Raw genomic sequence first — 24,694 nt, forward strand, 5'->3', positions numbered from 1 at the left:
GCTGGTCCACGCACCGTGATCGCCCCCACCGGAAAAGTATTCACGGCACAAGTGGAATGCCCGCCGGACTCCGGGGCATGCGGACAGTACCCCCACGGGAGTCCGGCCCACCCGGGAGATCGATCCCCCCTTCCGGCCCGGCACCCCACAAGGCGGTCGCCCGGTCCCTCCCCCCGGACCGGGCGGCCGCCTTTTCGTGCCGCCCGGCCCGCGCGGCGACTTGTGGGGTGGGCCACACGAACCCCGGCCGTCCGGGATCGCGGATGCGCGATAGCCTGACCACCGATCTCTCTTGATACCAAGAGATCGATCATTTGTACGTCAGTACGTAGTAGCACGCAGTACGTCCCACAGGGGCAGGGACGCCCCACCGCCAGCTGTCATACGGAGAACGCCATGACCCGCACTCCCGTGAACGTCACCGTCACCGGCGCGGCCGGCCAGATCGGTTACGCCCTGCTCTTCCGCATCGCCTCCGGCCAGCTGCTCGGCGCGGACGTGCCGGTCAAGCTCCGCCTCCTGGAGATCACCCCGGCGCTCAAGGCCGCCGAGGGCACCGCCATGGAGCTGGACGACTGCGCCTTCCCCCTCCTCCAGGGCATCGACATCACGGACGACCCGAACGTGGCCTTCGACGGCGCCAACGTGGGTCTGCTCGTAGGCGCACGCCCCCGCACCAAGGGCATGGAGCGCGGTGACCTCCTGGAGGCCAACGGCGGCATCTTCAAGCCGCAGGGCAAGGCCATCAACGACAACGCCGCCGACGACATCAAGGTCCTCGTCGTCGGCAACCCGGCCAACACCAACGCCCTCATCGCCCAGGCCGCCGCGCCGGACGTCCCGGCCGAGCGCTTCACCGCGATGACCCGCCTGGACCACAACCGCGCGCTGACCCAGCTGTCGAAGAAGACGGGCGTCCCGGTCTCCGAGATCAAGAAGCTCACGATCTGGGGCAACCACTCCGCGACCCAGTACCCGGACATCTTCCACGCCACGGTCGCCGGCAAGAACGCCGCCGAGGTCGTCAGCGACGAGAAGTGGCTCGCCGAGGACTTCATCCCGACCGTCGCCAAGCGCGGCGCCGCGATCATCGAGGCCCGTGGCGCCTCGTCGGCCGCCTCCGCCGCCAACGCCGCCATCGACCACATCCACACCTGGGTCAACGGCACGGCCGACGGCGACTGGGCCTCCATGGGCATCCCGTCCGACGGTTCGTACGGCGTGGCCGAGGGCCTGATCTCCTCCTTCCCGGTCACCGTCAAGGACGGCAAGTACGAGATCGTCCAGGGCCTGGAGATCAACGAGTTCTCCCGCGCCCGGATCGACGCCTCGGTCCAGGAGCTGACGGAGGAGCGCGACGCGGTCCGCGCCCTCGGCCTGATCTGAGCCGTCCCGGAGTCGTCGCCCACATAGCTCGTCGCCCACATAGCTCGTCGCCCACATAGCTCACCCACGCAGGCCCTGTCCCGGTTTCGACCAGGACGGGGCCTGTTCGGCGTGTTCGCCGCTATCGTCGTCGTCTGACGCACGTCGTGAGAACACCGACGGTGCGCGGGGGACATCGAGGGGGACACGATGACGCGCTGGGACCCGCACCAAGGACGCTGGGTGGACGACCCTCCCGGAGGCGGCGGCCCGTGGGCGCGCACGGCCGCCGTCATCGCTCTCGCCGTGTTACTCGGCGGCGGCGCCGGCTTCGGGGTGTGGACACTGTTCCGCGACGACGGCACGACCCGTACGACCTCCACGAGCAGCTCCCCGTCGACACCCACACCCTCCGCCTCGGCGGCGGCCCCGAACAGCGACGACGGCGGCGACACGGACGGAAGCGACGGGAACACGGACCCGGCCACGCCGAAGTCCTCGAAGTCCTCGGAGTCCTCGGACGCGGCCTCCGACCCGGACGCCGACCAGTACTCCGACCAGGGCGCCGCCCCCGGTTACGTCAGCTCCGACGACCCGGCCGGCTTCACCGTCGACGTCCCCTCCGACTGGGACCGCACCGCGAAGACACCGGCAGGCAAGCCCACGGTCGTCACCTACGACTCCCCGGACGGCACCCGCACCCTCCAGCTCTTCCAGATCAGCGAGGACACCCCCGCCGAGTCCATGGACCTGGCCGAGAACGAGAACTACGGCTTCGCCCGCCTCCCCGGCTACCGCGTCCTGGACCGTTCCGCCGCCGACGACAGCTTCTCCGAGGTCGTCTACCGCTTCGACGGCGAGGACGGCGCGGGCCCCCGCCAGGTCATCGACCACCGCTTCCGCACAGCCGACGGCCAGATCTACGGAGCCCGCCTCAGCGCCCCCGAGTCGGCCCCGCTCACCGACCTCCGCGAGACGATCACCATGGCGACCACGACCCTGTGCCCGACGGGGGCGACCTGCGTACGAGGGTGAGACCGTGCACCGGCCCCCGGTTGGCCCCGGCGAGGAGTCGATCACTAGTCTGAGCGCCGATAAAGCGCGCATAAGACGGCGGCCGGTTCTCGCTCATCGTGTTCATCGCATCGCGAACCGGCCCCGATACGGCAGGGGCCTCGGGCCCGACGGGGGAGCACACATGGGAGAACAGCGCAGGCGGCTGCGGTCCAGCACGGTCGTACTCGGTGGGATGGGCGTCGTCGCGGCGGCCCTGACCTCCTGCGGTTCCGATCCGGACCGCCGCTGCGTGGACCGTGACAGCTACGACTACGCCAACGGCTACAAGATCATCGCCGACAAGAACTGCAACTCCGGCTCCGGTTCCTCGTCGTCGTACGGCAAGAACCGCAAGAGCAACAGCAGCGGCAACCGCGGCCAGGGCGATTCGGTCGACGCCGCCTGGTACTACGACGCCGACGTCAGCGCCGGCTGGGCCGACTACGGCACGTTCAGCCGCAGCGAGGCCGTCGACCGGGACGGCTTCGGCTGCTCGGGCGACGGTGACGGCTCCGGCTCCGGCGGCGGCTGACCGGCGGACGAGGGCGGACCAGGCAGAACCGACGAGGCGGACGAGGCGGACGAGGCAGAACCATGGAACGCCGCACCATCGAACCCCGGCCCGGCTGGCAGGAGACCGTCGAGGAACAGGGGCTCATCTACCCGCTGACCCGCCACCCGGACGACTCCCTGCGCCCCTACTGGGACGAGAGCGCGTACTACGTCTTCTCGCTGCCCGAGGTCGAGGCGCTGGAGGAGGTCGTCGAGGAACTCCACGGCATGTGTCTGGCGGCGGCCGAGCACATCGTCGCCGAGGACCGCTTCGCCGACCTCGGGATCACCGACCCACGCCTCGCCGACCTCGTCGCCGAGGCGTGGCGCCGGCGGGCCGAACTGCCGTCCGTCTACGGGCGCTTCGACCTCTGCTACGACGGGACCGGCCCCGCCAAGCTGCTGGAGTACAACGCGGACACCCCGACCTCGCTCGTCGAGGCGGCAGGCCCCCAGTGGTTCTGGATGGAGGAACGCTTCCCGGGCGCCGACCAGTGGAACTCCCTCCACGAACGCCTCGTCGACGCCTGGAAGAAGCAGGCACACCTCCTTCCGCCGGGCAGCCCCCTCTACTTCGCGCACTCCGCCGGGGACGAGCTGGGCGAGGACCTGATGACGGTCGCCTATCTGAAGGAGACCGCCGAACAGGCCGGACTGGACACCGACTGGATCTCCATGGAGGACATCGGCTGGGACCGCCTCTCCGGCCGCTTCGTCGACAGGAAACTCCGTTTCATCCGCAGCGTCTTCAAGCTCTACCCCTGGGAGTGGCTCACCACCGACCGCTTCGCCCCGCACGTCCTCGCCACCCTCGACAACGGCGGCGGCACCGGGACCACGATGTGGATCGAGCCCGCCTGGAAGATGCTCCTCAGCAACAAGGCCCTCCTCGCCGTCCTCTGGGAGCTGTACCCGGGCCACCCCAACCTGCTCCCCGCCTACCTCGACGGCCCGCGCGAACTCGCCGACGCCACCGGCTACGCAGCCAAACCCCTCCTCGGCCGCGAGGGCGCCGGCGTCACCCTCCACCGGCCGGGCGCGGACCCCGTCCTCCGCGAAGAGCCCTGCTGCTACCAGGAGTTGGCCGTCCTGCCAGCCTTCGACGCCAACCATGTCGTCCTCGGCGCCTGGGTCGTCGAGAACGAGTCGGCGGGCCTCGGCATCCGAGAGTCGTCCGGCCCGGTCACCGACGAGTACGCCCGCTTCCTGCCCCACGTGATCCTCTAGACCGAGTGCGCCCCCGAACGGGACAGCGCGCCGTCGTTCGTATGGTGGACGTCGGGGTTCCGGCGTCCCCGGTGCCCGATAGGGTGGCCGACGGGTCGTGACTGGCGCGCTGGGATGGGACGGACCATCGGGGAGCGGCCCGGGATGGATGAGTGCCGTGCGCCTGGGCCGTACCGTGAACGCTGAACGCAACGTCCGGAGGTCCCCATGTCAGCCGAGCCCCTCTCCCACGAGTCCACCGCCTTCCGTGCCGCCCTCGATGTGATCCGCGCCGTCGAGCCGCGCGTGGCCGACGCCATCGGTCAGGAGGTCACCGACCAGCGCGAGATGCTCAAACTGATCGCCTCCGAGAACTACGCCTCCCCGGCCACCCTCCTGGCCATGGGCAACTGGTTCAGCGACAAGTACGCCGAGGGCACCATCGGCCGCCGCTTCTACGCCGGCTGTCGCAACGTCGACACCGTCGAGTCCCTCGCCGCCGAGCACGCGCGCGAGCTGTTCGGCGCCCGGCACGCCTACGTCCAGCCGCACTCCGGCATCGACGCCAACCTCGTCGCCTTCTGGTCCGTCCTCGCCGACCGGGTCGAGGTGCCGTTCCTGGCGAAGGCCGGCGCCCGCCAGGTCAACGACCTCTCCGAGGCCGACTGGGCCGAACTCCGCCAGGCCTTCGGCAACCAGCGCATGCTCGGGATGTCCCTGGACGCCGGCGGTCACCTCACCCACGGCTTCCGCCCGAACATCTCCGGCAAGATGTTCGACCAGCGCTCCTACGGCACCGACCCGGCCACCGGCCTCATCGACTACGAGGCCCTGCGCGCGTCCGCCCGTGACTTCAAGCCGCTGATCATCGTCGCCGGCTACTCCGCCTACCCCCGTCTGGTGAACTTCCGGATCATGCGCGAGATCGCCGACGAGGTCGGCGCCACGCTCATGGTGGACATGGCGCACTTCGCGGGCCTCGTCGCGGGCAAGGTCCTGACCGGCGACTTCGACCCGGTCCCGCACGCCCAGATCGTCACCACGACCACGCACAAGTCGCTGCGCGGCCCGCGCGGCGGCATGGTCCTGTGCGACGACTCCCTCAAGGACCAGGTCGACCGCGGCTGCCCGATGGTCCTCGGCGGCCCGCTCCCGCACGTCATGGCAGCGAAGGCCGTCGCCCTCGCCGAGGCCCGGCAGCCCGCCTTCCAGGACTACGCCCAGCGCATCGTCGACAACGCCCGCGCACTGGCGGAGGGCCTGACGCGCCGCGGCGCGACCCTCGTGACCGGCGGCACCGACAACCACCTCAACCTGATCGACGTCGCCACCTCCTACGGTCTCACCGGCCGCCAGGCCGAGGCCGCGCTGCTCGACTCCGGCATCGTCACCAACCGCAACGCCATCCCGGCCGACCCGAACGGCGCCTGGTACACCTCCGGCATCCGTATCGGCACGCCCGCGCTGACCACGCGGGGTCTGGGCACCGCCGAGATGGACGAGGTCGCCGGTCTCATCGACCGCGTCCTCACCACCACCGAGTCCGGCACCACCAAGTCGGGCGCCCCCTCCAAGGCGCAGCACGTCCTCGACGCGAAGGTCGCCGACGAGATCTCCCGCCGCGCCACCGACCTCGTCGCCGGCTTCCCGCTCTACCCCGAGATCGACCTCGGCTGACCCCACCCCCGGCCCTGGCCCCAGGCGGCTGCCCCCCGGGGGCCAGGCCCGGCGCGCCGCCCGCGCCCCGCCGTCCACCTCCGTCAGCCGTACTGTGTTCCTCGTCTCATCGACGGTGATCGACCGTGATCGACAACGGTCAAGGTCGGTCCGCTCACGTCCGAGCCTGCTCGGTTCCCAGCCGTGTCACATCTGTTTCCGGTCGGTTCCGGAACGGTCCCCGACACCTGAGAGAATGGTGAGCATGGCCTCTGACCGACCCCGCGTGCTCTCCGGCATCCAGCCCACCGCCGGCTCGTTCCACCTCGGCAACTACCTCGGCGCCGTCCGCCAGTGGGTGGCGCTGCAGGAGTCCCACGACGCCTTCTACATGGTCGTCGACCTGCACGCGATCACCGTGGCGCAGGACCCCGCGGACCTGCGCGCCAACACCCGGCTCGCCGCCGCGCAGCTCCTCGCCGCCGGTCTCGACCCGGAGCGCTGCACGCTCTTCGTCCAGAGCCACGTCCCCGAGCACGCGCAGCTCGGCTGGGTCATGAACTGCCTCACCGGCTTCGGCGAGGCCTCCCGGATGACCCAGTTCAAGGACAAGTCCGCCAAGCAGGGCGCCGACCGCGCGAGCGTCGGCCTCTTCACGTACCCGATCCTCCAGGTCGCCGACATCCTGCTGTACCAGGCGAACGAGGTGCCGGTCGGCGAGGACCAGCGCCAGCACATCGAGCTGACCCGCGACCTCGCCGAGCGCTTCAACGGCCGCTTCGGCGAGACCTTCACGATCCCGAAGCCGTACATCCTGAAGGAGACGGCGAAGATCTACGACCTTCAGGACCCCGCGATCAAGATGAGCAAGTCGGCGTCGACCCCGAAGGGGTTGATCAACCTGCTCGACGACCCGAAGATCACCGCGAAGAAGGTCAAGAGCGCGGTCACCGACACGGACACGGTGATCCGCTTCGACACCGCGGAGAAGCCGGGCGTCAGCAACCTGCTCACCATCTACTCGACCCTCACGGGGGCGGGTATCGCGGAACTGGAGGAGAAGTACGTCGGCAAGGGCTACGGTGCGCTGAAGACGGACCTCGCCGAGGCCATGGTCGAGTTCGTGACGCCGTTCCGGGAGCGCACCCAGCAGTATCTGGACGACCCGGAGACGCTCGACTCGCTCCTGGCCAAGGGGGCCGAGAAGGCGCGCGCGGTCGCCGCGGAGACGCTCTCCCAGGCGTACGACAGGGTGGGCTTCCTGCCCGCCAAGCACTGAGCCGCACCACCTCTGCCCCGAGCGCCCGATCGCACCACCGGTCGCACCACCGGTCGCACCACCGACAGCGCCGCACATCACTCCCGCTGCGCCTGCCCGGAACACCGCCATGGCCGTACAGTCGATAGCCGGTGCGGTCGAAGGCCGGTGCGACGGGGCGCGGCCGACAAGGACTACGACAACTCGCATGACACGACGACAGGAGACGACGTGGGGACCGTAACGATCGGTGTGTCGATCGCGGTCCCGGAGCCCCACGGCAGCCAGCTCCAGGAGCGGCGCGCGGGCTTCGGCGACGCCGCTGCTCACGGCATCCCCACGCATGTCACGCTGCTCCCGCCGACAGAGGTCGGGGCCGTCGAGCTGCCGGCCGTCGAGGCGCACCTCGCCGAGGTCGCGTCGACCGGCCGGCCCTTCCCGATGCGGCTGTCCGGCACGGGCACCTTCCGCCCGCTGTCACCCGTCGTGTTCGTACGGGTCGTCGAGGGCGCCGAGGCCTGCACCTGGCTGCAGAAGCAGGTCCGGGACGCCTCCGGGCCGGTGGCCCGCGAGCTGAACTTCCCGTACCACCCGCATGTCACCGTGGCGCACGGCATCGCCGAGGAGGCGATGGACCGGGCGTTCGAGGAACTCGCCGGGTACGAGGCCCAGTGGCCCTGCACCGGCTTCGCGCTCTACGAACAGGGACCCGACGGCGTCTGGCGCAAGCTGCGCGAGTTCGCGTTCGGCGGGTCCGTCGTGCCGCCACAGGCGGGCGCACCCGTGGGGGACACGACACTCCCGACCCGCTGACCCTCCCGCTACAGCGGCAGGCGGCGGAACACCGCCCTCGGTACGTGCCTCAGTGCCGCCATGACCAGACGCAGCGCACCCGGTACCCAGACCGTCTCCGAGCGGCGGCGCAGGCCCAGCTCGATGGCGGCGGCCACCGCCTCCGGGGTCGTGGCCAGCGGTGATTCCGGGAGGCCCGCGGTCATGCTGGTGCGGACGAAGCCGGGGCGGACCAGCATCACATGCGCGCCGGTGCCGTGGAGGGCGTCGCCGAGGCCCTGGGTGAAGGTGTCCAGGCCGGCCTTGCTGGAGCCGTAGATGAAGTTGGAGCGGCGGGCGCGCTCGGCGGCGACGGAGGACAGGACGACGAGGGAGCCGTGCCCCTGTGCCTGGAGGGCCCGCCCGCAGACCAGTGCCGACGAGACGGCGCCCGTGTAGTTGGTCTGGGCGACCCGCGCGGCGGCCACCGGGTCGCGCTCGTCGTTCGCCTGGTCGCCGAGGACACCGAAGGCGAGCAGGACCATGTCGATGTCGCCCTCGGCGAAGACCTTGCCGAGGATCGCCTCGTGGGACTCCGGGTCGAGCGCGTCGAAGGAGATCGTGTGGGTCTCCGCGCCGAGTCCGCGCAGATGACCGGCCGCGTTCTCCAGATCCTGCGAGGGGCGCCCCGCCAGCCACACCGTGCGGGTGCGGCGGGCGATCAGCCGACGGGCCGTGGCGAGCGCGATGTCCGACGTACCGCCGAGGATCAGCAGGGACTGGGGGGTGCCGAAGGCGTCCTTCATGACAGCTCCTGGGTGTGGGGGTGGGGACAGGGGGTTCCGGGGGCCACCGGTGTCGTGGGCCGCTACAGGCCCAGACGGCGGGCCAGGTCCGACACGAAGACCCCGGCCGGGTCCAACTCCCGCCGCAGCGCGCGGAATTCGGGCAGCCGGGGATACATCGCGGCCAGCAGTTCGGGGCGCAGCCGGGCGTCCTTCGCCAGATAGACGCGGCCGGCGGCGCCGGCGACCTCCTCGTCGAGCGTGTCCAGGAAGGCGCCGAGTCCGGGCAGGCCCGCCGGGATGTCCAGGGCGAGGGTCCAGCCCGGCATCGGGAAGGACAGCCAGCCGGGGTCGCCCTCGCCGAACCGCTTCAGGACGGCGAGGAAGGAGGCGCAGCGGCGCGCCGAGACCCGGTCCACGATCCGGCGCAGGGCCTCCTCCTGGCCGTACCCGACGACGAACTGGTACTGGACGAAGCCGGACCGGCCGTAGATCCGGTTCCAGTGCGGGACCCCGTCGAGGGGGTGGAAGAAGGAGGAGATCCGCTGCGGCTCGCCCGTGCGGGAGCGGGGTGCGCGGCGGTACCACAGCTCGTTGAAGAGGCCCACGGCCGTACGGCCGAGGAGGCCGTCCGGGAGATGGGCGGGGGCGGCCGGGAGCCGCCGGGTCCGGAACTCCAACGGCCTGCCGAGAGGGCCGCGCAGCGCCTCCAGGGGGGCGTGGTCGCCGCGGGTCAGGACCGCGCGGCCGGTCGACGCGCCCCTGGCGAGGAGGTCGATCCAGGCGACGGAGTAGCGGTGGTGGCGGTCGCCGGCCGTGAGCCGGGCGAGGAGGTCGTCGAGGTCGCGGGCGCGTTCGGTGTCGACGGACATCCAGGACGTCTCGACGGGCAGGAGACGGACCGTCGCGGTGAGGATGACACCGGTCAGGCCCATACCTCCGGCCGTGGCGTCGAAGAGCGGGGTGCCGGGGACGACCGTGCGGATCTCGCCGTCCGCCGTCAGCAGATCGAGGGACAGGACATGGCGGGCGAACGACCCGGACACATGGTGGTTCTTGCCGTGGATGTCGGCCGCGACGGCACCGCCGACGGTCACCTGACGGGTCCCGGGCGTCACCGGCACGAACCAGCCCAGCGGGAGCAGCACCTCCATCAGCCGGTGCAGCGAGACCCCCGCGTCGCACAGGACCGTGCCGCCGTCCGCGTCGATGGCGTGGATCCGGTCGAGGCCCGTCATGTCGAGGACGGTCCCGCCCGCGTTCTGCGCCGCGTCCCCGTACGCCCGCCCGAGCCCCCGGGCGATCCCGCCGCGCGCCCCGCACGCCCGTACGGCGGTCGCGGCCTCGTCGTACGTACGCGGGCGGAGCAGCAGGGCGGTGGTCGGGGCGGTACGGCCCCAGCCGGTGACGGGGGCCGTGCGGCCCGGGGCGGCGGCAGGACCGGGGGCGGGGGGTGCGGGAGCCGGAGGGGCTGGGGCGGCGTCGGCTGGCATGACCGCGACCGTATCGCCGCGTGTGCGGAGGAATCGGGCGCTTCGGCCCGGCCGCTCTGCCGCCTCACCGAAATGGGTGATTAACGGGTGATCAAGGGGATGTCGTTCAAGATTGCCGTAATTCTGGGACGGCCGCCTAGAAGAGTGACACGGCATGGATGAAGTTGACGTCGTCGACGCTGTGCGCGGCCTGGACCGGCGGCTGCTCTCCGCGCTCCACGCCCGTGCCGCCGACCCCCGCGTGGCCACCGCCGCGCGCGGGCTGTCCTGGGTGGGGGAGCACGGCCTGCTGTGGCTCGCGGCCGGACTGGCCGGGGCCGCCGTCGACCGGGAGCGGCGCGCTGTCTGGCTGCGCGGCACGGCGCTGACCGCCGGGGCGCATCTGGCCAGCATGGGCGTCAAGCGGGCCGTACGACGGCCCCGCCCCGCGCATGTCGAGCCCCTCGTCCGCACCGCCGGACGGCACTCCTTCCCCAGCTCGCACGCGAGTTCGGCCACGGCGGCGGTGGCCGTCGTGGCCCACGGCGCGCTGGGCGGCCCGCTGCTGCTCCCCGCCGCCGCCCCGCTCGCCGCCGCGATGTGCCTCTCCCGGCTGGTGGCCGGGGTGCACTACCCGTCGGACGTGGCGGCGGGCGTCGCCCTCGGGGCGCTCACGGCCCGGCTCGGCGCGCACTGGGTGGTGAACGGCCATGGCTGAGCGCACGGTGGTCCTGGAGCGCCGGACGCTCCCCGGGCGGGCGCCCCTGAGGGCAGGCCTCGCCCTCGGCCTCCTGCGCACCGCGCGCCCCCGCCAGTGGATCAAGAACATCCTGGTCGTCGCCGCGCCCGCGGCGGCCGGGGAACTCCTCACACCCCGCGCGCTCACCCGGCTCCCCCTCGTCTTCGTCCTCTTCACGGCCTGCGCCGCCGCCGTGTACCTCGTCAACGACGCCCGGGACGCCGAGGCGGACCGCGCGCACCCGGTCAAGCGCCACCGCCCGGTCGCCGCCGGACAGGTGCCCGTACCGGTCGCGTACGCCGTCGGGGGCGCCCTGGCCGTGCTCGCGCCCCTGGCCGCCGCCTGGCTCTGCCCGCCGTACGTCTCCCTGTTGCTGCTCGCGTACCTCGGCCTCCAACTCGCCTACTGCGTCAGCCTCAAGCACGTCCTGGTCGTCGATCTCGCGGTCGTCACCACCGGGTTCCTGATGCGGGCGATGAGCGGCGGACTCGCGCTGGGCATCCCGCTGTCACGCTGGTTCCTGATCACCACCGGGTTCGGCGCGCTGTTCATGGTCGCCGCCAAGCGGTACTCCGAGGCCGTGCAGATGGCCGACCGGCCCGGCGCGACCCGGGCGCTGCTCACCGAGTACACGGCCGGCTATCTGCGCTTCGTCTGGCAGCTGGCCGCCGGGGTCGCCGTCCTCGGCTACTGCCTCTGGGCCCTGGAGGAGGGCGGCGTACCGAACACCGGCGTCCTGCCCTGGCGTCAACTCTCCATGGTCGCCTTCGTCCTGGGCGTCCTGCGCTACGCCGTCTTCGCCGACCGGGGCACGGCGGGCGAGCCCGAGGACGTCGTCCTGCACGACCGCCCGCTCACCCTCGTCGTGGCGGCCTGGATGACGATGTACGCGCTCGCGGTGGCGGACTGGTGACCCGGCGCCCTCAGGGCCCTTCTGATGGATCTCCGTGGCGTCGCGACGCCCGGCACGCACTCTCGCCGCACCGGACGCCGCTCCTTTTCCCACGGAGATCCATCAGAAGGGCCCTAGGGGGTACCCGGTATCGGTCGGCGACGAGTGGGGCAGAGTTCGGATCATGGACTGGCTGAAAAAGCTCCCCGGGATCGGTCCCCTGGTGGAGCGTCTGACGACGACGCACGCGTGGCGGTCGTACGAGCGGCTGGAGCGGGTGAGGTGGACCCGGCTGGCCGCGGCGATGACCTTCATCAGCTTCCTGGCGCTGTTCCCGCTGCTCACCGTGGCCGCCGCGATCGCCGCGGCGGCCCTCGGCAAGGACGGACAGCGGGATCTGGAGGACCGGCTCGCCGAGCAGGTGCCCGGCATCGCCGACCAGCTCGACATCGCTGGCCTCGTCGCCAACGCGGGCACGATCGGGGTCATCGCCGGCGCGCTGCTGCTGTTCACCGGCATCGGCTGGGTCGGCGAGATGCGCGGCTGTCTGCGCGTGGTCTGGGAGAAGCCGGACGACGACGAGAACTTCTTCCTCGCCAAGGCCAAGGACACGGGCGCCTTGCTCGGTCTCGGAGGCGCGGTCCTGGTCTCCCTGGCCGCCTCCACCTCCGCGTCCTGGGCCGTCGGCCGGTTCGCCGACCAGCTCGGCATCGACCGTGACGGCTGGGGCGGCATCCTGCTGCGCGTCGCCGCGTTCGCCGTCGCCGTCCTGGCCGACTTCCTGCTCCTGCTCTACGTCCTCACCCTGCTGCCCGGCGTCCAGCCGCCCCGCCGCCGCCTCGTCGTGGCCGCCCTCATAGGAGCCATCGGCTTCGAACTCCTCAAGCTCCTCCTCAGCGGCTACATGCAGGGCGTCGCCGCCAAGAGCATGTACGGCGCCTTCGGCGTCCCCATCGCCCTGCTCCTCTGGATCAACTTCACGAGCAAACTCCTGCTGTACTGCGCGGCTTGGACGGCAGAGGGCACGAAGGAGAGTGGGGAGGCGGCGGACCTGGAGCTTCGGGCCGAGGACAGCGCCCCGTAAGGGGCGCGGGGCTGTGCCGATATGCGGCTCCGCCGCGCGGGCGCGACAAGCCCCCACGCACCCGCACCCCGCATCGGACATCAACCAGGCAACCCCTCCCCGGAACCGCCTCCCTTCTTCCCCCGCAGAGGCCACTTCCGATTCACCAGGAACCCCCCACCGGCCACCAACACCAGCACACCCCCCACGATCCCGAGGGCGACCCCGACACCCCCACCCCCGCCGGAGGCCCCCGCGGCGACCGACTTGCCCCCCGCCCCACCCGAGGCGGACGCCGAAGCCGTGGCCCCCGCCCGCGCACTCGGCTCGGCATCCCCACCGGTGGTCTCCGCGCCCTTCGGCGGGACCAGCTCCCCCACCGGCGTCACCTTGCCCGCCGCCTTGAACCCCCAGTCGAACAGGCTCGCGGTCTCCTTGTAGACCTGGTTGTGCTCGTCCTTCTCCGGATGCATGACGGTGACCAGGAGGACCCGCCCGTCCCGCTCGGCGACCCCCGTGAAGGTCGCGCCCGCGTTCGTGGTGTTGCCGTTCTTCACACCCGCGATGCCCTGATAGGAGTCGAGGCCGCTGTCCCCGGTGAGCAGCCGGTTGGTGTTCTGGATCTCGAAGGACGAACGGCTCTTCTTGCCGTTCTTCCCCTTCTTCGTCTCGCCCGGGAACTTCGCCCGCACGGTGGAGCAGTACTCCCGGAAGTCCTTCTTCTGCAGCCCCGACCTGGCGATCAGTGTCAGGTCGTACGCGGACGACACCTGCCCCTTGGCGTCGTAGCCGTCCGGGCTGACCGCGTGCGTGTCGAGGGCCTGGAGTTCCTCGGCGTGCGCGTTCATGTCCGCGACGGTCTGCTTCACCCCGCCGTTCATGGCCGACAGGACATGTACCGCGTCATTGCCGGAGCGAAGGAAGACACCGAGCCACAGATCGTGGACGGTGTACGTCTCGTCCTCCTTTATGCCGACCATGCTGGAGCCCGCGCCGACGCCCGCGAGATCGGCCGGGGCGACCTTGTGCGCGTCGTCCTTGTTGAACTTCGGCAGCAGCGTGTCCGCGAACAGCATCTTCAGCGTGCTCGCCGGGGCCAGCCGCCAGTGCGCGTTGTGCGCGGCCAGCACCTCGCCCGACTCGGCGTCCGCGACGATCCAGGAACGGGCGCTGATGCCCTTGGGCAGCACCGGCGCGTCACTGCCGAGACTGGCCTGGGTACCCGGTTCGCCCAGCGTTTCGCCGCCGACGGTCGACATGTTCGCCGGGGGAGTCGCGGACGGGGAGGCGCTCGGACTGGGTGACGGCTTCGCACCGAAGGCCGCGAAGGCCGGGCCGGCCGTGAGCGTCGACAGCGAGGTCAGCGAGAGGGACAGCAGGGTGGCTGAGGTGACCAGCAGGGGGCGCCTGGCGGTCTTCTTGGAGGCGGGCACGATCGAGAAAGTACATGGCTCCGACCGGTAAATCCCACCGCAGCGCCCCATGGCTTCCCCGCCGCCGCTCACGCCCCCGCTCGCACCCCGGCGCGAGGACCCCGCGGCCGACGGCGATACTGAACCCATGAAGCTCAGCCGCCCCCTCTCCTGGTTCCTGCTCGCCTTCGGGGTGTGGAGCTGGGTCATCTGGACCACCTTTCATGCGAAACTAACCACTACAGCGAGATCAGGACGAAAACAGCAGGTGAGAGCACATGACACCCTTCGTGTCCCTCTCGGCAAGTGAGGCACTGGACACAGTTCGCGTAGCGGTTTACGCCCGACAGTCGAAGGCACGGCCCGACTCATCAGAGGCATCCCCGGAAGCACAGGTGAACGCAGGCGAGGCGCTGGCAGCGAGCAGAGGGTGGGAAGTCCGTCATACCTTCAAGGACGTCGGTCGATCGGGTTGGGATCCAAAAGCGGTCCGCCCAGGTTTCGAAGACCTCATGACGGCTGTGCGCGCTGGGCAAGTTGACGTGGTGGTAGTCAACGAACTGTCTCGGCTGACGCGTAAGGGTGCGCATGACGCGCTTGAGATCGACAGCGAGTTCAAGAAGTACGGCGTCCGTTTCGTGTCAGTGCTTGAGCCGTTCTTGGACACGTCCAACCCGATCGGCGTTGCCATCTTCGCGCTGATTGCCGCGCTGGCGAAGCAGGACAGCGACATCAAAGCTGAGCGTCTTCGGGGTGCAAAGGATGAAATCAAGGCTCTTGGCGGTCGGCATTCCAGTTCTGCGCCGTACGGCATGCACGCTGTACGCGAGAAGATCGGAAATCTCGTCGTGTCAGTCCTTGAGCCCGACGAAGACAACCCGGACCACGTGGCAATCGTGGAACGCATGGTTGAGATGAGCTGGGAGGGAGTCTCTGACAACAAGATCGCCACCACCTTTGACAGTGAACAGATTCCCGCGCCTGGCACTGCTGAGCGTCGCGCCACCGAAAAGCGCCTTGCCTCGATCAAGAAGCGCCGAGTGTCCGACGAGGAAAGCCCGATTGGTTGGCGCGCGCAGACTGTGCGTTGGATCCTCAACCACCCCGCAATTGGCGGATTCGCCAGCGATCGAGTCCCGCGAGGAAAAGCACACGTCAACGTCATCGCGCGAGACGAGTCAGGCGCACCGCTGACACCGCACAGGGGGATCATCACCGGCGCCAAGTGGCTCGAACTGCAAGAGCGACGGAAAAAGCGCAGCAAGAGCCACAGGCAGCCAGGCGCGGACGTGGCACCTACGCTGCTCAGCGGATGGCGATTCCTGGGGTGCGGAATCTGCGCTGGCTCAATGGGGCAGAGCAAGAACAACGGCGGTCAGGATTACTACCAGTGCGCCAATCCGAAGGGGCACGGCGGACTGAGCATCAAGCGCACGGATGCAGATGAATACGTTGCCCGCGTGGTCTGGGGTCGGCTGGCCAACGCTGACATGGATAACCCCGAAGACAGGGAATGGGTTGCTGCTGCTGCCCTTCGGTTCGCTGCACAGACGGACTTGGCCGGCGTACAGGAAGAGCAGCGGGAAACCGAAGCGCACCTCGAACACGTACGGCAGTCCATCACCGAGCTACAGGCAGACCGTAAGGCAGGGCTGTACCGGGGGCGTGGTGAGTTGGCCACATGGCGAGCCACCATGGAGCAGTACCGGGCCTACGAAGACCAGTGTGTTGCTCGGATCGCAGAACTGACCGAGAAGACAGCGGCCACAGTGCAGATTCCCTCTGAGTGGTCTGAGCCGGGGGATGACCCGATCGGTCCGAATTCCGTCTGGGGGTCGTGGGACGTCTACGCGCGACGGGAATTCCTCGATCTGTTCCTGACCGGGGTTTCGGTCGGACTGGGGCGTGACCCCGAGACCAAGAAGTTCATCCCGGTTGAGGACCGAATCGCGCTGGACTGGCGCCCGCTCCCAACGAATCAGGACGACGAAGACGAAGAGGCCCTAGCGGCACTCTGAACCAAAGGCGCCAGCCCGGCCGGATCTTGGCGGATAGACCGGGCTGGTGTCCCATCAAGGGAAGGCACCATGATGTCAGAAACAATCCACCCCCTGTACGGCACCGCTGCCCGGGACGTTGGCAGGGCAATCCGTGAGCAAGCTGACAGGGCCACCGTTGCCCGAGCGCGCCGACTGCTGGCTGAGGCCGAAGCTGTCGACATGGGCGACCCCGCCGTTGAGATGCTGTTGGAGCGCGCAGATGGCTGACATATGCGGCGCACGCAAGCCTGGGTTCGAGGATGGCCCGGCTATCGGCCGGAACCGCATCCCCTGCATCCGCTCTGAGTGCGTTGTGGCAAACCGGATCTCGTTCGAAGCCTGCGGTGCGGGTGATCATTCGGACAGAGATGCCAGTGTGGTCGTGGGCATGAAGAAACGGGCCCCTTGGTAGTGACGTGGTTGTTGAGGCCGGTCACGAGCAAGGAGACCCGTTGTCCGACGAGTTGACCATCCCTGCTGTACCCGCGTCCACCACGGTCACCCCGGAGTGTGACTGCTACGTGCACAGGTTCGGTTCGATCGCTCCGGGACAGCGGGCAGGCTGCTGTCCGAGTGACATGACGGATGCGGAGTGGGCCGAGGTCCGCTCCGCGGTGCCAGTGCCGGCCTGGCTGCTCAAGCAGGGCGGGCGTCCGGAGGCGTACTGCCACCGCGAGATGCTCGACGCGGTGCGCTATCTGGTCGACAACGGTATGAAGTGGATGGCCATGCCGGTCGACTTCCCGTACTGGCGGGCGGTCTACGACTTCTTCCGCCGCTGGCGGACCTACGACTACGTGCGTGAGCTGTACGAACGCCTGCGACGTTCGGCGAGGGAACGCTCAGGGCGCAACGCCGAGCCCAGTGCCGGAGTCATCGACAGTCAGTCGGTGGACGCCTCCGAGACCGTCGGCGAGGACAGTCGCGGATACGACGGCGGGAAGTCACGTGACGGGCGCAAGCGTCACATCCTGACCGATACCGAGGGCCTGCTCCTCGAGGTCACCGTGACCACGGCCGATGTACACGACTCCAAGGCCGCCCCCGCACTGCTGGAGACGTTCATGGACCAGCCGGGACGGCTGCTGCAACTGGTGTGGGTCGACAGCGCCTACCAGGGTCCGGCGCTGGCGAAAGCGTTCGCCCGCCACGGAGTCCGGACCGAGGTCGTGCGCCGCTCCGACGGCCAACGCGGATTTGTCGTACTGGCCCGCAGGTGGGTCGTGGAGCGCACGCTGAGCTGGCTCTCCCGCTCACGCCGCCTCAACCGCGACCACGAACGCCGCCCCGACCACCACGCCCAGATGGTGTGGTGGGCCGCCGTGATCAGACTGTCCCGGCGCCTGGCCGCAGACGCTCCGCGCCGGCCGGAGAAGCGTCCCGGCCGACTACTCCGGGCTCGGGCATGAACCGTCCGTCCTTCGCCCGCACCAGCCAGCCCCGCTTCTCCAGCACATAGGCACGGTGCCGGATCTTCTCCACCTCGTTCTTGATCTCCGCTTCCCGGCCCACCGCCCGCGTCAGCTCCACCCCGTTCACCGGCCCCGAAGCGGCCACCACCGCGGCGAACACCTCCCGATACAGGCCGCCGAGCACCTCCTCGCCCATGCCCGAGCGCCACACCGGCGGCCGCTCACCATGCCCCGCGCCGGGGCCGCCCGATCCCACGGCGGCAGCCATCTCACCATCAGACGGCACCGGAACCGGCGTATTCACCGGGCTCTCCCCGGCCAGCACCGACACAAGCTCCTCACGCCCCACCCGGGCCCGCTCGACCCGCTCCCGCGCGGCATCCACCTCCGCCTGAGCCTGCTGCAGGACCTCCGTCCAGGACTCCAGATCCTGCCTCGCCCGCGCCTCACGCTGTTCCATCAACCCCAGCACCGACGGCATCGCGACCTCCTCGATCCACAACAAGCCGCCCGCTGCCTGCCCCTACCCTGTCGCGATCATGCCCCGCGCACGAAGAAGCCCCTGCTCATCGAACAGGGACTCCCTTTGCCACAACGCGCTCAGCGGAATACGAGTTGGCGCGCGCAGTTGGGTTCGGGGAGTTCACAGCGGCATGCATTCCGGCCGCACTCGATATCTGGTGCATCCGTGCATTCAAGGTCCGGCGGGACGTCCCTGCGGCTGTGGTTGCGCTGGTGCTGGTGAATGCGGCGGCGCATCTGGTGAGTGCGGGGCTCATCCCGGTATCCGTTCCGCTGGTGGTCGCAGTCAGCGCAATCGCGCCCCTGGTGCTGTACCGAGTGCACGCGCTGCACAAGCCCCTGAGCGCCCCGCGGGCATCGCCGGTAGCTCCCCGGGCCCGCGAAGCCTGAACGCCCGGCAGATGCGCAGCCAGCGCCGCAGCATGACCCGCTGTTGCCGGACGTGCGCGAGTACGTGACCCGGATGCGCAGCGCAACCGGCAAGTCTCCTTCGCTCCGCGAACTCCAGTCGCATTTCCGTATCGGCCAGTCGCGCGCTCAGCGCATCCGCAGCGCACTCGCCGCAACCACATGACCTACGCCCCTGCATTCGCTGCCACATCCGGCGGTGGGTGCAGGGGCGTTCTGCATTCCGCTGACGGTTCGTCAGGCAACGGTGCTTGACCGATCGGCGCCGCTCAGCTATGGCGAGGGCTACGCTGGTTGGTGAGGTGAGTGTCGATGTCTACAGGTCTGGCAGATAACGTCCGTAAGCTCCGGCGCACGGCTGGGCTCTCTCAGGAAGCGCTAGCCGACGAGGCCGCTCTGTCGCTGAGCACGGTCCGCAAAGCTGAGCAAGGCGGACACGTGAGCATGGAGTCCCTTGCTGCCCTTGCTCGCGCGCTGGGCGTCTCGACTTCCGCGCTGTTCGCCACTGAGGCTCCGCAGTCCGTGCTCAGCCCGCAGGACGAAGCGAACCGCCGGAACATGGCAGAGCTGCGACGCGCCCTCATGCCCGCTGTGGGGCTCTCAGCGCCTCTGTCGGAGCCTGGTGAGGCTGGGGAGCTGTCTGGGATCAGGCAGGGCGTGCAGGACGGTCACGCGCTCTATCAGGCGGACCGCTATACGTCCGTGGCGCGGAAGCTTCCTGGCTTGCTCCGTTCGTCCGAAGCTGCGGTAACCGCCCTCGAAGGCGAAGAGCAGCAGCACGCCATGATCGCTCGGGCTCACGCGCTGCTGCTGACCGGTAAATACCTGACCCAGGTTCGCCAGTACGACGCTGCGTACTTCGCGCTGGTCGAGGCTATCCGGCTTGCCCGTGAAACCGGTCAAACTCAGTTGGCGGCAACGGGAGTTGTGGGGCTGTGCTGGCTGCTGCTGCGGCAGGACCGATTCGACGAAGCCGAACAGCTCGGGGCGCAGACGGCAACGGAGATCGAACCGCGCATGTCTGAGGCTTCGCCGGCTCGACTCGCTGTGTGGGGCGAACTCTGGCTGCGAGTCTCAGCGGCTGCTGTGCGGAACAACCGGCTGGACGTGGCCCAGGAAGCGCGCCGCATGGCACGTACCGCCGGGGGCGCCATGGACGGAGAGCATCTCGACTTCCCGTCCCACTGGGGCGCCTTCGGGCCGGTCACGGCTGAGGCGAAGGCTGTCGAGGATCTTGCACTTGTTGGTGATGCGCGTGGTGTGCTTCGTCGCGCTGATGACGGACCGCTCAGCGGCAAGGCTGTCCGCAATTACGGCAAGCTCAGCCCGAACAACTGGGGCCGCCATCGGCTGGACGTCGCCCACGCGCACATTGCCCTGGGGTCCCACCAGGACGGCATGGACGAACTCATGCAGCTACGGCGCACGTCCGGCGAATGGCTGACCCATCAGCCGATGGCCCGGCGCGTGATGGCTGACGTCCTCAAAACCCGTAAGCGGACGCTGACGAAAGACATGCGCAGCATGGCAGCACACCTTGGCGTCGCCGGGTAACTACTGCGGAGCGCGATAGTTCGGCACATTGCGCCGGGCAACTGCCGTTCTGCGCATGTGGATTGGTGCTCTGTGCACTCATACGGTCCCCTTACCTGCAACAGTGAGGGGCTCAGCCATGGACAAGGTGGAGGCCGACCGGCCGGACGTGATGACAGGGCGCGCGCCCAGGTTGCTGCCCTGGGTCACCGATGGCGGAAAACCTTGTTATCTCGCAGCGGACAGCAGTGGAAGCGGGTACCTGTCACGGCTCGCGGACAACATGGAATCCGTACAGCTTGGCCTTGCCGCTGATCTCGTCAAAGAGGCGAGAGGCATTCTCGACGGACGCCAGTGGACGGCTGGGCAACTGCACCTGTTGGCGTTGCAGCTCACCGAATGTCTGACTGACGTCCATCGCGTCGCAGAGAGCCGTGGCGCCCGACTTCCGCAGCCGGCTGAGGCGACCGCATGAGCCGAACAGTGATGCGCTTCGTCCCGCACTCCATTCGGCATGAGCCAGCGAAGCCGGTCACCTTTGAAGCGGCCTGCCTCACTGACGAGTGCGGCGAACAGTCGGGACCCCAGGGCGAACAGGAAGACGCGCAGGACTGGTGCCTTCGGCATGCCGGGCGCACTGGCCACGACCTTTTCCGCCGTGTCGTGACTGACCATGCTCGCGTGACTCGGGACGAGTGATCTCAGAATGTGCTCGTATTACGCCGATGGCCAGCACCGACCCCAGCGCCAAGGCGACGTGATGGTGTGTGCCTGCGGGCTGACCACATTCCCCTCATGGTGACCCTCTGAAGACTGCCCCGTAAGACTCAGCGGGCTGACTGCCCCGTCTCTGCCTCTTCCCCCTGAGGCATGGGCGGGGCTCCTTCACGTGCACGCAAGCCCCGAAAGCCGATCACGCCCACAGCCGTGCCTAGGATGAACGAAGTGATGGCCAACGCTAGGTGGACCCACAGGTAAGCGGTCGGACTGCCGTCCTCGAAGGCAAGACCGCTGGCGTCCTTGAAGAGGTTCCGCGCGAAGGTCACCCAGATCACCCAAGACCAGATGCCGAAGGCGAGCAAGAACCAAGAAATGGGGCGGCTGAGCTTCATGGAGTGGCGTCCTCTGCTGGCGGGGAACCGTGCCCTGCCAGTATCCGACCGGCTGTCCTGCGCCCTGATCTCGGGGGTAGTGGGTAGTTGCGTATGGATCACTTTCATCAAGAATCTGTGGAAGGACGGCAGCGGGCTCGCGTTCGACGACGCGGGCGATCCGACGGCGTACTTCTGGGTGCATCTGACGCTCGCCGTCGTCTCCTTTGCTCTGGGGACGGCCATCGGGGTCATCGGGTTGCGCGGGGTGCGCGCCCTCCGCCGGGACCGTGTGACCGGGAGTACGACGTGATGATCGCTGTCTTTGTCCTCGTCGCCCTGCTGGTGTTCAGCGCCTTCGGGGCTCTGCACTGGTACGCCTGGCGCCGTCTGGTGCGCGACACGACACGCGGGCCGGGTCTCGCCAGACGCGTGGGCACGGGCGTGTTCGTCGCCGGGCCGCTGCTGATGGTCGGCGGGTTCACGGCCGAGCGCACCGGCGCCCCGTTCTGGCTCCAGCAGACGCTGACCTGGCCGGGCTTCATGTGGCTCGCCCTCGCGCTGTATCTGCTGCTGGCCCTGCTGGTGGGGGAGCTCGTACGGCCCCTCGCGCTCCGCCTGGTGGCGCGGCGCGCCCCCGCGCCCACGCCCGAGCCGGACCAGGAGCCGGTGCGCGAGCCCGAACCGCAGCCGGTCCCGGCGGGCGGCCGGCCCGCGGAGGCCGCCGAAGCCGCCGAGGTCACCGAGGCCGGACAGTCCGCCGCACCCGCCGCGACGGAACCCCCGGGTCCGCCCGGCTCCACCACCCCCGACGCCCCCGCGCCCTCGGCGGACCCCTCCCGCCGGCTCTTCGTCTCCCGGGTCGTCGGCGGGGCGGTCGCCGCCGCGGCCGTCGGCACCGTCGGCTACGGCACCTACGGCGTCGTACGCGGCCCCAGGCTCAAGCGGGTCACGGTGCCGCTGGCCAGACTCCCGCGCGCGGCCCACGGTTTCCGGATCGCGGTGGTCAGCGACATCCATCTCTCGCCGATGCTGGGCCGGGGCTTCGCGCAGAAGGTCGTCGACACGATCAACTCGACGCAGCCCGATCTGATCGCGGTGGTCGGCGACCTGGTCGACGGCGACGTGGCGGACCTCGGCCCGGCGGCGGCGCCGCTCGCCGGTCTGAAGGCGCGCCACGGCAGCTACTTCGTCACCGGCAACCACGAGTACATCTCCGGCGCCGAGCAGTGGGTCGAGGAGGTGCGGCGGCTGGGCCTGACCCCGCTGGAGAACGCCCGCCGCGAGCTGCCGTATCTCGATCTCGCCGGGGTGAACGACATCGCGGGCGAGGACGAGGGACAGGGCCCCGACTTCGCCAAGGCGCTCGGCGACCGGGACACCTCACGGGCCGTGGTGCTCATGGCGCACCAGCCGGTGCAGATCCACGACGCCGTCGACCACGGCGTCGACCTCCAGCTCTCCGGGCACACCCACGGTGGCCAGATGTGGCCCATGACCTATGTCGCCCAGGCCGCCAACCCCACCCTCGCGGGCCTGGAGCGCTACGGCGACACCCAGCTCTACGTCACGCGCGGCGCGGGCGCCTGGGGGCCGCCGGTGCGGGTCGGGGCGCCGTCGGACATCACCGTGGTGGAGCTGGCGTCCAAGCAGGCGTGACAGGCCGTCAGAAGGCCTTCTGTAACCGCTTCGAGGGCCTTTCGGAAACATGTGGGCACCACACTTACTAAGTTCTTTCTCAACTCAACAAAACCCGCCTTCCGTCAACACAGGCGACTGTGGTTAGGTGATCCGCGCCACCGAGGAACCACTGTGCGTAGTGGGCCGGGTGCGGGTCCTTGGGAGGGGCGCCGATGCGGTCGGTTCGCTGGCGGATTCTCGCGGCGCTGCTGGTACTGGCGATCGCGGCGATCGGCGGCTGGCAGCTGCTGCCGGCCCAGCGCGACGAGAACAGGACGATCGCCGTCGGCACGACCGACTCGGTCACCTCGCTCGACCCGGCCGGCGCCTACGACGCAGGCTCCTGGGCCCTGTTCAGCAATGTGTTCCAGTCGCTGCTGACCTTCGAACCGGGCGCCGCCGCACCCGTCCCGGACGCGGCCGAGAGCTGTGAGTTCGTCGGCAACGCGCTCACCGTCTACCGCTGCACCCTGCGCCAGGGCCTGAGGTTCCCCAGCGGACGCGAGGTCACCGGCAAGGACGTCAAGTACTCCTTCGACCGGGTCAGGCGCATCAACGCGGACGTCGGCCCCGCCGCGCTCTTCGCCACCCTGCAGTCGGTGACCGCGGACGGGCTGTCCGTCAGCTTCCGCCTCTCCTCGCCGGACGCCACCTTCCCGTTCAAGGTGGCCACCGGCGCCGGGGCGATCGTCGACCGCACCAAGTACCCGACGAACCGGCTGCGCACGGACGACGGCGCCGACGGCAGCGGGCCCTACACCCTGACCTCGTACACGGACGAACAGGCCCGGCTGACCCCGAACGCCGACTACCGGGGCGCCGCCCGGGGCACCGGCAGCCCCGTCCTCATGCGCTACTACAAGGACTCGGCGGCGCTGCAGAAGGCGTGGAAGGCACGGCGGGTCGACGTCGTCACCCGCACCCTGCCGCCCGCCGCGCTCGCCGCGCTGTCGCCCAGCGACCTCGACCAGCGGGTCACCGAGGCCGACAGCACCGAGACCCGCAACCTCGTCCTCAACGTGCGCGTCGACTCGCCGTTCCACGACCGCCGGGTGCGGCAGGCGCTGGCCGCGCTGATCAACCGCGAGAAGCTGGTCGCCGATGTCTACCAGGGCACCACCGACCCGCTCTACTCGCTCATCCCGGCCGGCATCACGGGCCACACCACCTCGTTCTTCGACGCCAACCCCAAGCCCGACCCGCAGCGGGCCCGCAGACTCCTCGACGAGGCCGGCGTCAGCATGCCCGTGCGCTTCACCTACGGCTACGCCGAGGGCCGGGGCTCCTCCGCCGCCGAGGCCGCCGAGCTGAAGGAACAGCTGGAGGCGAGCGGGCTGTTCTATGTGACGACCAAGGCGTACGAGTGGGCCGCCTTCCAACAGCGTTACGCCGACGGCAAGTTGGACGCCTACGGGGTGGGCTGGGTCGCCGACTACCCCGACCCCGACACCTTCAGCGGGCCCCTCGTCGGCACCGGCGGCTCTCTGAACAACGGCTACGGCAGCGCGCAGGCCGACCGGCTCATCAAGGACAGCCGGCGCTACGAGGACCGCAGCCGGGCCGCGGCCGACTTCAAGGAGTTGCAGGACGTCGTCGCCCAGGACGTGCCGCTGATCCCGCTGTGGCAGCGCAAGGAGTACGTGCTCAGCGACGAGGACGTCGGCGGCGCGCAGTACCTGTCCGACGGCACCGGGGTCTTCCGGCTGTGGCGGCTGGAATGGATATGACAGACGCCGCGTGACAGCTGACGCGAACTCGCGGGCCGGACGTTCGCGGGAGTGA

23 protein-coding genes, 1 pseudogene and 1 riboswitch are annotated in these 24,694 nt (G+C 69.7%); of the genes and pseudogenes, 19 read left to right on the forward strand and 5 right to left on the reverse strand.

Translation table 11 applies throughout. The features are described from left to right. Positions 1–396 precede the first annotated feature (396 nt). From F9278_RS31285 to F9278_RS31315, 7 genes are all read left to right on the forward strand, one after another. Entirely contained in the window at positions 397–1,386 is a 990-nt protein-coding gene (locus F9278_RS31285; RefSeq protein WP_152171283.1) for a malate dehydrogenase, read from the forward strand. Between the two features lie 222 nt (positions 1,387–1,608). Then, complete coding sequence (locus F9278_RS31290) at positions 1,609–2,400, forward strand: hypothetical protein (protein WP_226967036.1); 792 nt, start codon at positions 1,609–1,611, stop codon at positions 2,398–2,400. Positions 2,401–2,563: 163 nt separating this feature from the next. Next, the gene (locus tag F9278_RS31295) at positions 2,564–2,953 is read left to right on the forward strand and encodes a hypothetical protein (protein WP_152171285.1); all 390 of its coding nucleotides are present in this window, start codon (positions 2,564–2,566) and stop codon (positions 2,951–2,953) included. 62 nt (positions 2,954–3,015) lie between these two features. Then, positions 3,016–4,200 carry a glutathionylspermidine synthase family protein gene (locus F9278_RS31300; RefSeq protein WP_152171286.1) on the forward strand — a complete coding sequence of 395 codons (1,185 nt, stop codon included), beginning with the start codon at positions 3,016–3,018 and terminating at the stop codon, positions 4,198–4,200. Between the two features lie 87 nt (positions 4,201–4,287). After that, positions 4,288–4,376, forward strand: a riboswitch (ZMP/ZTP riboswitch). Between the two features lie 31 nt (positions 4,377–4,407). Further along, complete coding sequence (locus F9278_RS31305; protein ID WP_152171287.1) at positions 4,408–5,856, forward strand: glycine hydroxymethyltransferase; 1,449 nt, start codon at positions 4,408–4,410, stop codon at positions 5,854–5,856. A 244-nt stretch (positions 5,857–6,100) separates the two neighbouring features. After that, entirely contained in the window at positions 6,101–7,114 is a 1,014-nt protein-coding gene (gene trpS / locus F9278_RS31310; protein ID WP_152171288.1) for a tryptophan--tRNA ligase, read from the forward strand. Positions 7,115–7,324: 210 nt separating this feature from the next. After that, a complete protein-coding gene (locus F9278_RS31315; protein ID WP_152171289.1) occupies positions 7,325–7,906 on the forward strand; it encodes a 2'-5' RNA ligase family protein in 582 nt (193 codons plus the stop codon). Positions 7,907–7,914: 8 nt separating this feature from the next. On the opposite strand, the gene F9278_RS31320 is transcribed toward F9278_RS31315, so the two are convergent. Both F9278_RS31320 and F9278_RS31325 read right to left on the reverse strand, forming a co-directional pair. Continuing rightward, a complete protein-coding gene (locus tag F9278_RS31320) occupies positions 7,915–8,670 on the reverse strand; it encodes a decaprenylphospho-beta-D-erythro-pentofuranosid-2-ulose 2-reductase (RefSeq protein ID WP_152171290.1) in 756 nt (251 codons plus the stop codon). 62 nt (positions 8,671–8,732) lie between these two features. After that, the gene (locus F9278_RS31325) at positions 8,733–10,142 is read right to left on the reverse strand and encodes an FAD-binding oxidoreductase (RefSeq protein WP_152171291.1); all 1,410 of its coding nucleotides are present in this window, start codon (positions 10,140–10,142) and stop codon (positions 8,733–8,735) included. Between the two features lie 154 nt (positions 10,143–10,296). Here F9278_RS31325 and F9278_RS31330 point away from each other — a divergent pair, with 154 nt between their 5' ends. From F9278_RS31330 to F9278_RS31340, 3 genes are all read left to right on the forward strand, one after another. Further along, positions 10,297–10,839 (forward strand): phosphatase PAP2 family protein, encoded by a 543-nt coding sequence (locus F9278_RS31330; protein WP_152171292.1) that lies wholly within the window; start codon positions 10,297–10,299, stop codon positions 10,837–10,839. Beyond that, on the forward strand, positions 10,832–11,773 hold the full coding sequence (locus F9278_RS31335; RefSeq protein WP_152171293.1) for a decaprenyl-phosphate phosphoribosyltransferase: 942 nt from the start codon (positions 10,832–10,834) through the stop codon (positions 11,771–11,773). Before F9278_RS31330 ends, F9278_RS31335 begins: the two co-directional genes overlap by 8 nt. A 163-nt stretch (positions 11,774–11,936) precedes the next feature. Further along, entirely contained in the window at positions 11,937–12,836 is a 900-nt protein-coding gene (locus tag F9278_RS31340; RefSeq protein WP_152171294.1) for a YihY/virulence factor BrkB family protein, read from the forward strand. Positions 12,837–12,916: 80 nt separating this feature from the next. Here F9278_RS31340 and F9278_RS31345 read toward each other — a convergent pair whose 3' ends face one another. Beyond that, entirely contained in the window at positions 12,917–14,248 is a 1,332-nt protein-coding gene (locus F9278_RS31345; RefSeq protein WP_404818959.1) for a D-alanyl-D-alanine carboxypeptidase family protein, read from the reverse strand. A 127-nt stretch (positions 14,249–14,375) separates the two neighbouring features. On the opposite strand from F9278_RS31345, the pseudogene F9278_RS49070 reads away from it, so the two are divergent. The 3 genes and pseudogenes from F9278_RS49070 to F9278_RS31355 form a co-directional block, all read left to right on the forward strand. Next, positions 14,376–14,450 (forward strand): annotated as a pseudogene (locus F9278_RS49070) (SCO4848 family membrane protein); the annotation flags it as partial. A 55-nt stretch (positions 14,451–14,505) separates the two neighbouring features. After that, a complete protein-coding gene (locus F9278_RS31350; protein ID WP_152171296.1) occupies positions 14,506–16,245 on the forward strand; it encodes a recombinase family protein in 1,740 nt (579 codons plus the stop codon). A gap of 599 nt (positions 16,246–16,844) precedes the next feature. Further along, positions 16,845–17,675: an IS5 family transposase gene (locus F9278_RS31355; protein WP_226967037.1), complete on the forward strand. Its 831-nt coding sequence runs from the start codon at positions 16,845–16,847 to the stop codon at positions 17,673–17,675. Here F9278_RS31355 and F9278_RS31360 read toward each other — a convergent pair. After that, a complete protein-coding gene (locus F9278_RS31360) occupies positions 17,593–18,159 on the reverse strand; it encodes a BAR domain-containing protein (RefSeq protein WP_226967038.1) in 567 nt (188 codons plus the stop codon). The two genes, F9278_RS31355 and F9278_RS31360, sit on opposite strands and share 83 nt — an antisense overlap. A 761-nt stretch (positions 18,160–18,920) precedes the next feature. Between F9278_RS31360 and F9278_RS31365 the strand changes: the two genes are divergently transcribed. From F9278_RS31365 to F9278_RS49075, 3 genes are all read left to right on the forward strand, one after another. Beyond that, entirely contained in the window at positions 18,921–20,162 is a 1,242-nt protein-coding gene (locus F9278_RS31365; RefSeq protein ID WP_152171299.1) for a helix-turn-helix domain-containing protein, read from the forward strand. A 118-nt stretch (positions 20,163–20,280) separates the two neighbouring features. Then, positions 20,281–20,616, forward strand: a complete 336-nt coding sequence (locus F9278_RS31370; RefSeq protein ID WP_226967039.1) for a hypothetical protein — start codon at positions 20,281–20,283, stop codon at positions 20,614–20,616. 11 nt (positions 20,617–20,627) lie between these two features. Beyond that, on the forward strand, positions 20,628–20,840 hold the full coding sequence (locus tag F9278_RS49075) for a DUF7848 domain-containing protein (RefSeq protein WP_450373571.1): 213 nt from the start codon (positions 20,628–20,630) through the stop codon (positions 20,838–20,840). A 128-nt stretch (positions 20,841–20,968) separates the two neighbouring features. Here the strand turns inward: F9278_RS49075 and F9278_RS31380 are convergent, their stop codons facing one another. Continuing rightward, on the reverse strand, positions 20,969–21,253 hold the full coding sequence (locus F9278_RS31380) for an SCO4848 family membrane protein (protein ID WP_152171301.1): 285 nt from the start codon (positions 21,251–21,253) through the stop codon (positions 20,969–20,971). Between F9278_RS31380 and F9278_RS31385 the strand changes: the two genes are divergently transcribed. The 3 genes from F9278_RS31385 (at position 21,252) to F9278_RS31395 (ending at position 24,639) form a co-directional block, all read left to right on the forward strand. Further along, on the forward strand, positions 21,252–21,545 hold the full coding sequence (locus F9278_RS31385; RefSeq protein WP_404818960.1) for an SCO4848 family membrane protein: 294 nt from the start codon (positions 21,252–21,254) through the stop codon (positions 21,543–21,545). The two genes, F9278_RS31380 and F9278_RS31385, sit on opposite strands and share 2 nt — an antisense overlap. Beyond that, entirely contained in the window at positions 21,545–22,891 is a 1,347-nt protein-coding gene (locus tag F9278_RS31390; protein ID WP_152171302.1) for a metallophosphoesterase, read from the forward strand. Before F9278_RS31385 ends, F9278_RS31390 begins: the two co-directional genes overlap by 1 nt. A gap of 194 nt (positions 22,892–23,085) precedes the next feature. Continuing rightward, the gene (locus F9278_RS31395) at positions 23,086–24,639 is read left to right on the forward strand and encodes an ABC transporter substrate-binding protein (RefSeq protein ID WP_152171303.1); all 1,554 of its coding nucleotides are present in this window, start codon (positions 23,086–23,088) and stop codon (positions 24,637–24,639) included. Positions 24,640–24,694 lie beyond the last annotated feature (55 nt).

The sequence above is a fragment of the Streptomyces phaeolivaceus genome, assembly GCF_009184865.1.
In the GTDB taxonomy this organism is placed as follows: Bacteria; Actinomycetota; Actinomycetes; order Streptomycetales; family Streptomycetaceae; genus Streptomyces; species Streptomyces phaeolivaceus.

Bases quoted from the DNA above. Each gene is read 5' to 3' on its own strand.
- F9278_RS31330 (WP_152171292.1), top strand. From the start codon at position 10,297: ATGGATGAAGTTGACGTCGTCGACGCTGTGCGCGGCCTGGACCGGCGG.
- F9278_RS31370 (WP_226967039.1), top strand. From the start codon at position 20,281: ATGGACAAGGTGGAGGCCGACCGGCCGGACGTGATGACAGGGCGCGCG.
- F9278_RS31365 (WP_152171299.1), top strand. From the start codon at position 18,921: ATGTCTACAGGTCTGGCAGATAACGTCCGTAAGCTCCGGCGCACGGCT.
- F9278_RS31305 (WP_152171287.1), top strand. From the start codon at position 4,408: ATGTCAGCCGAGCCCCTCTCCCACGAGTCCACCGCCTTCCGTGCCGCC.
- F9278_RS31390 (WP_152171302.1), top strand. From the start codon at position 21,545: ATGATCGCTGTCTTTGTCCTCGTCGCCCTGCTGGTGTTCAGCGCCTTC.
- F9278_RS31340 (WP_152171294.1), top strand. From the start codon at position 11,937: ATGGACTGGCTGAAAAAGCTCCCCGGGATCGGTCCCCTGGTGGAGCGT.
- F9278_RS31380 (WP_152171301.1), bottom strand. From the start codon at position 21,253: ATGAAGCTCAGCCGCCCCATTTCTTGGTTCTTGCTCGCCTTCGGCATC.
- F9278_RS31395 (WP_152171303.1), top strand. From the start codon at position 23,086: ATGCGGTCGGTTCGCTGGCGGATTCTCGCGGCGCTGCTGGTACTGGCG.
- F9278_RS31285 (WP_152171283.1), top strand. From the start codon at position 397: ATGACCCGCACTCCCGTGAACGTCACCGTCACCGGCGCGGCCGGCCAG.
- F9278_RS31360 (WP_226967038.1), bottom strand. From the start codon at position 18,159: ATGCCGTCGGTGCTGGGGTTGATGGAACAGCGTGAGGCGCGGGCGAGG.
- F9278_RS31295 (WP_152171285.1), top strand. From the start codon at position 2,564: ATGGGAGAACAGCGCAGGCGGCTGCGGTCCAGCACGGTCGTACTCGGT.
- F9278_RS31385 (WP_404818960.1), top strand. From the start codon at position 21,252: ATGGAGTGGCGTCCTCTGCTGGCGGGGAACCGTGCCCTGCCAGTATCC.
- trpS (WP_152171288.1), top strand. From the start codon at position 6,101: ATGGCCTCTGACCGACCCCGCGTGCTCTCCGGCATCCAGCCCACCGCC.
- F9278_RS31320 (WP_152171290.1), bottom strand. From the start codon at position 8,670: ATGAAGGACGCCTTCGGCACCCCCCAGTCCCTGCTGATCCTCGGCGGT.
- F9278_RS31355 (WP_226967037.1), top strand. From the start codon at position 16,845: ATGACGGATGCGGAGTGGGCCGAGGTCCGCTCCGCGGTGCCAGTGCCG.
- F9278_RS49075 (WP_450373571.1), top strand. From the start codon at position 20,628: ATGCGCTTCGTCCCGCACTCCATTCGGCATGAGCCAGCGAAGCCGGTC.
- F9278_RS31350 (WP_152171296.1), top strand. From the start codon at position 14,506: ATGACACCCTTCGTGTCCCTCTCGGCAAGTGAGGCACTGGACACAGTT.
- F9278_RS31335 (WP_152171293.1), top strand. From the start codon at position 10,832: ATGGCTGAGCGCACGGTGGTCCTGGAGCGCCGGACGCTCCCCGGGCGG.
- F9278_RS31300 (WP_152171286.1), top strand. From the start codon at position 3,016: ATGGAACGCCGCACCATCGAACCCCGGCCCGGCTGGCAGGAGACCGTC.
- F9278_RS31325 (WP_152171291.1), bottom strand. From the start codon at position 10,142: ATGCCAGCCGACGCCGCCCCAGCCCCTCCGGCTCCCGCACCCCCCGCC.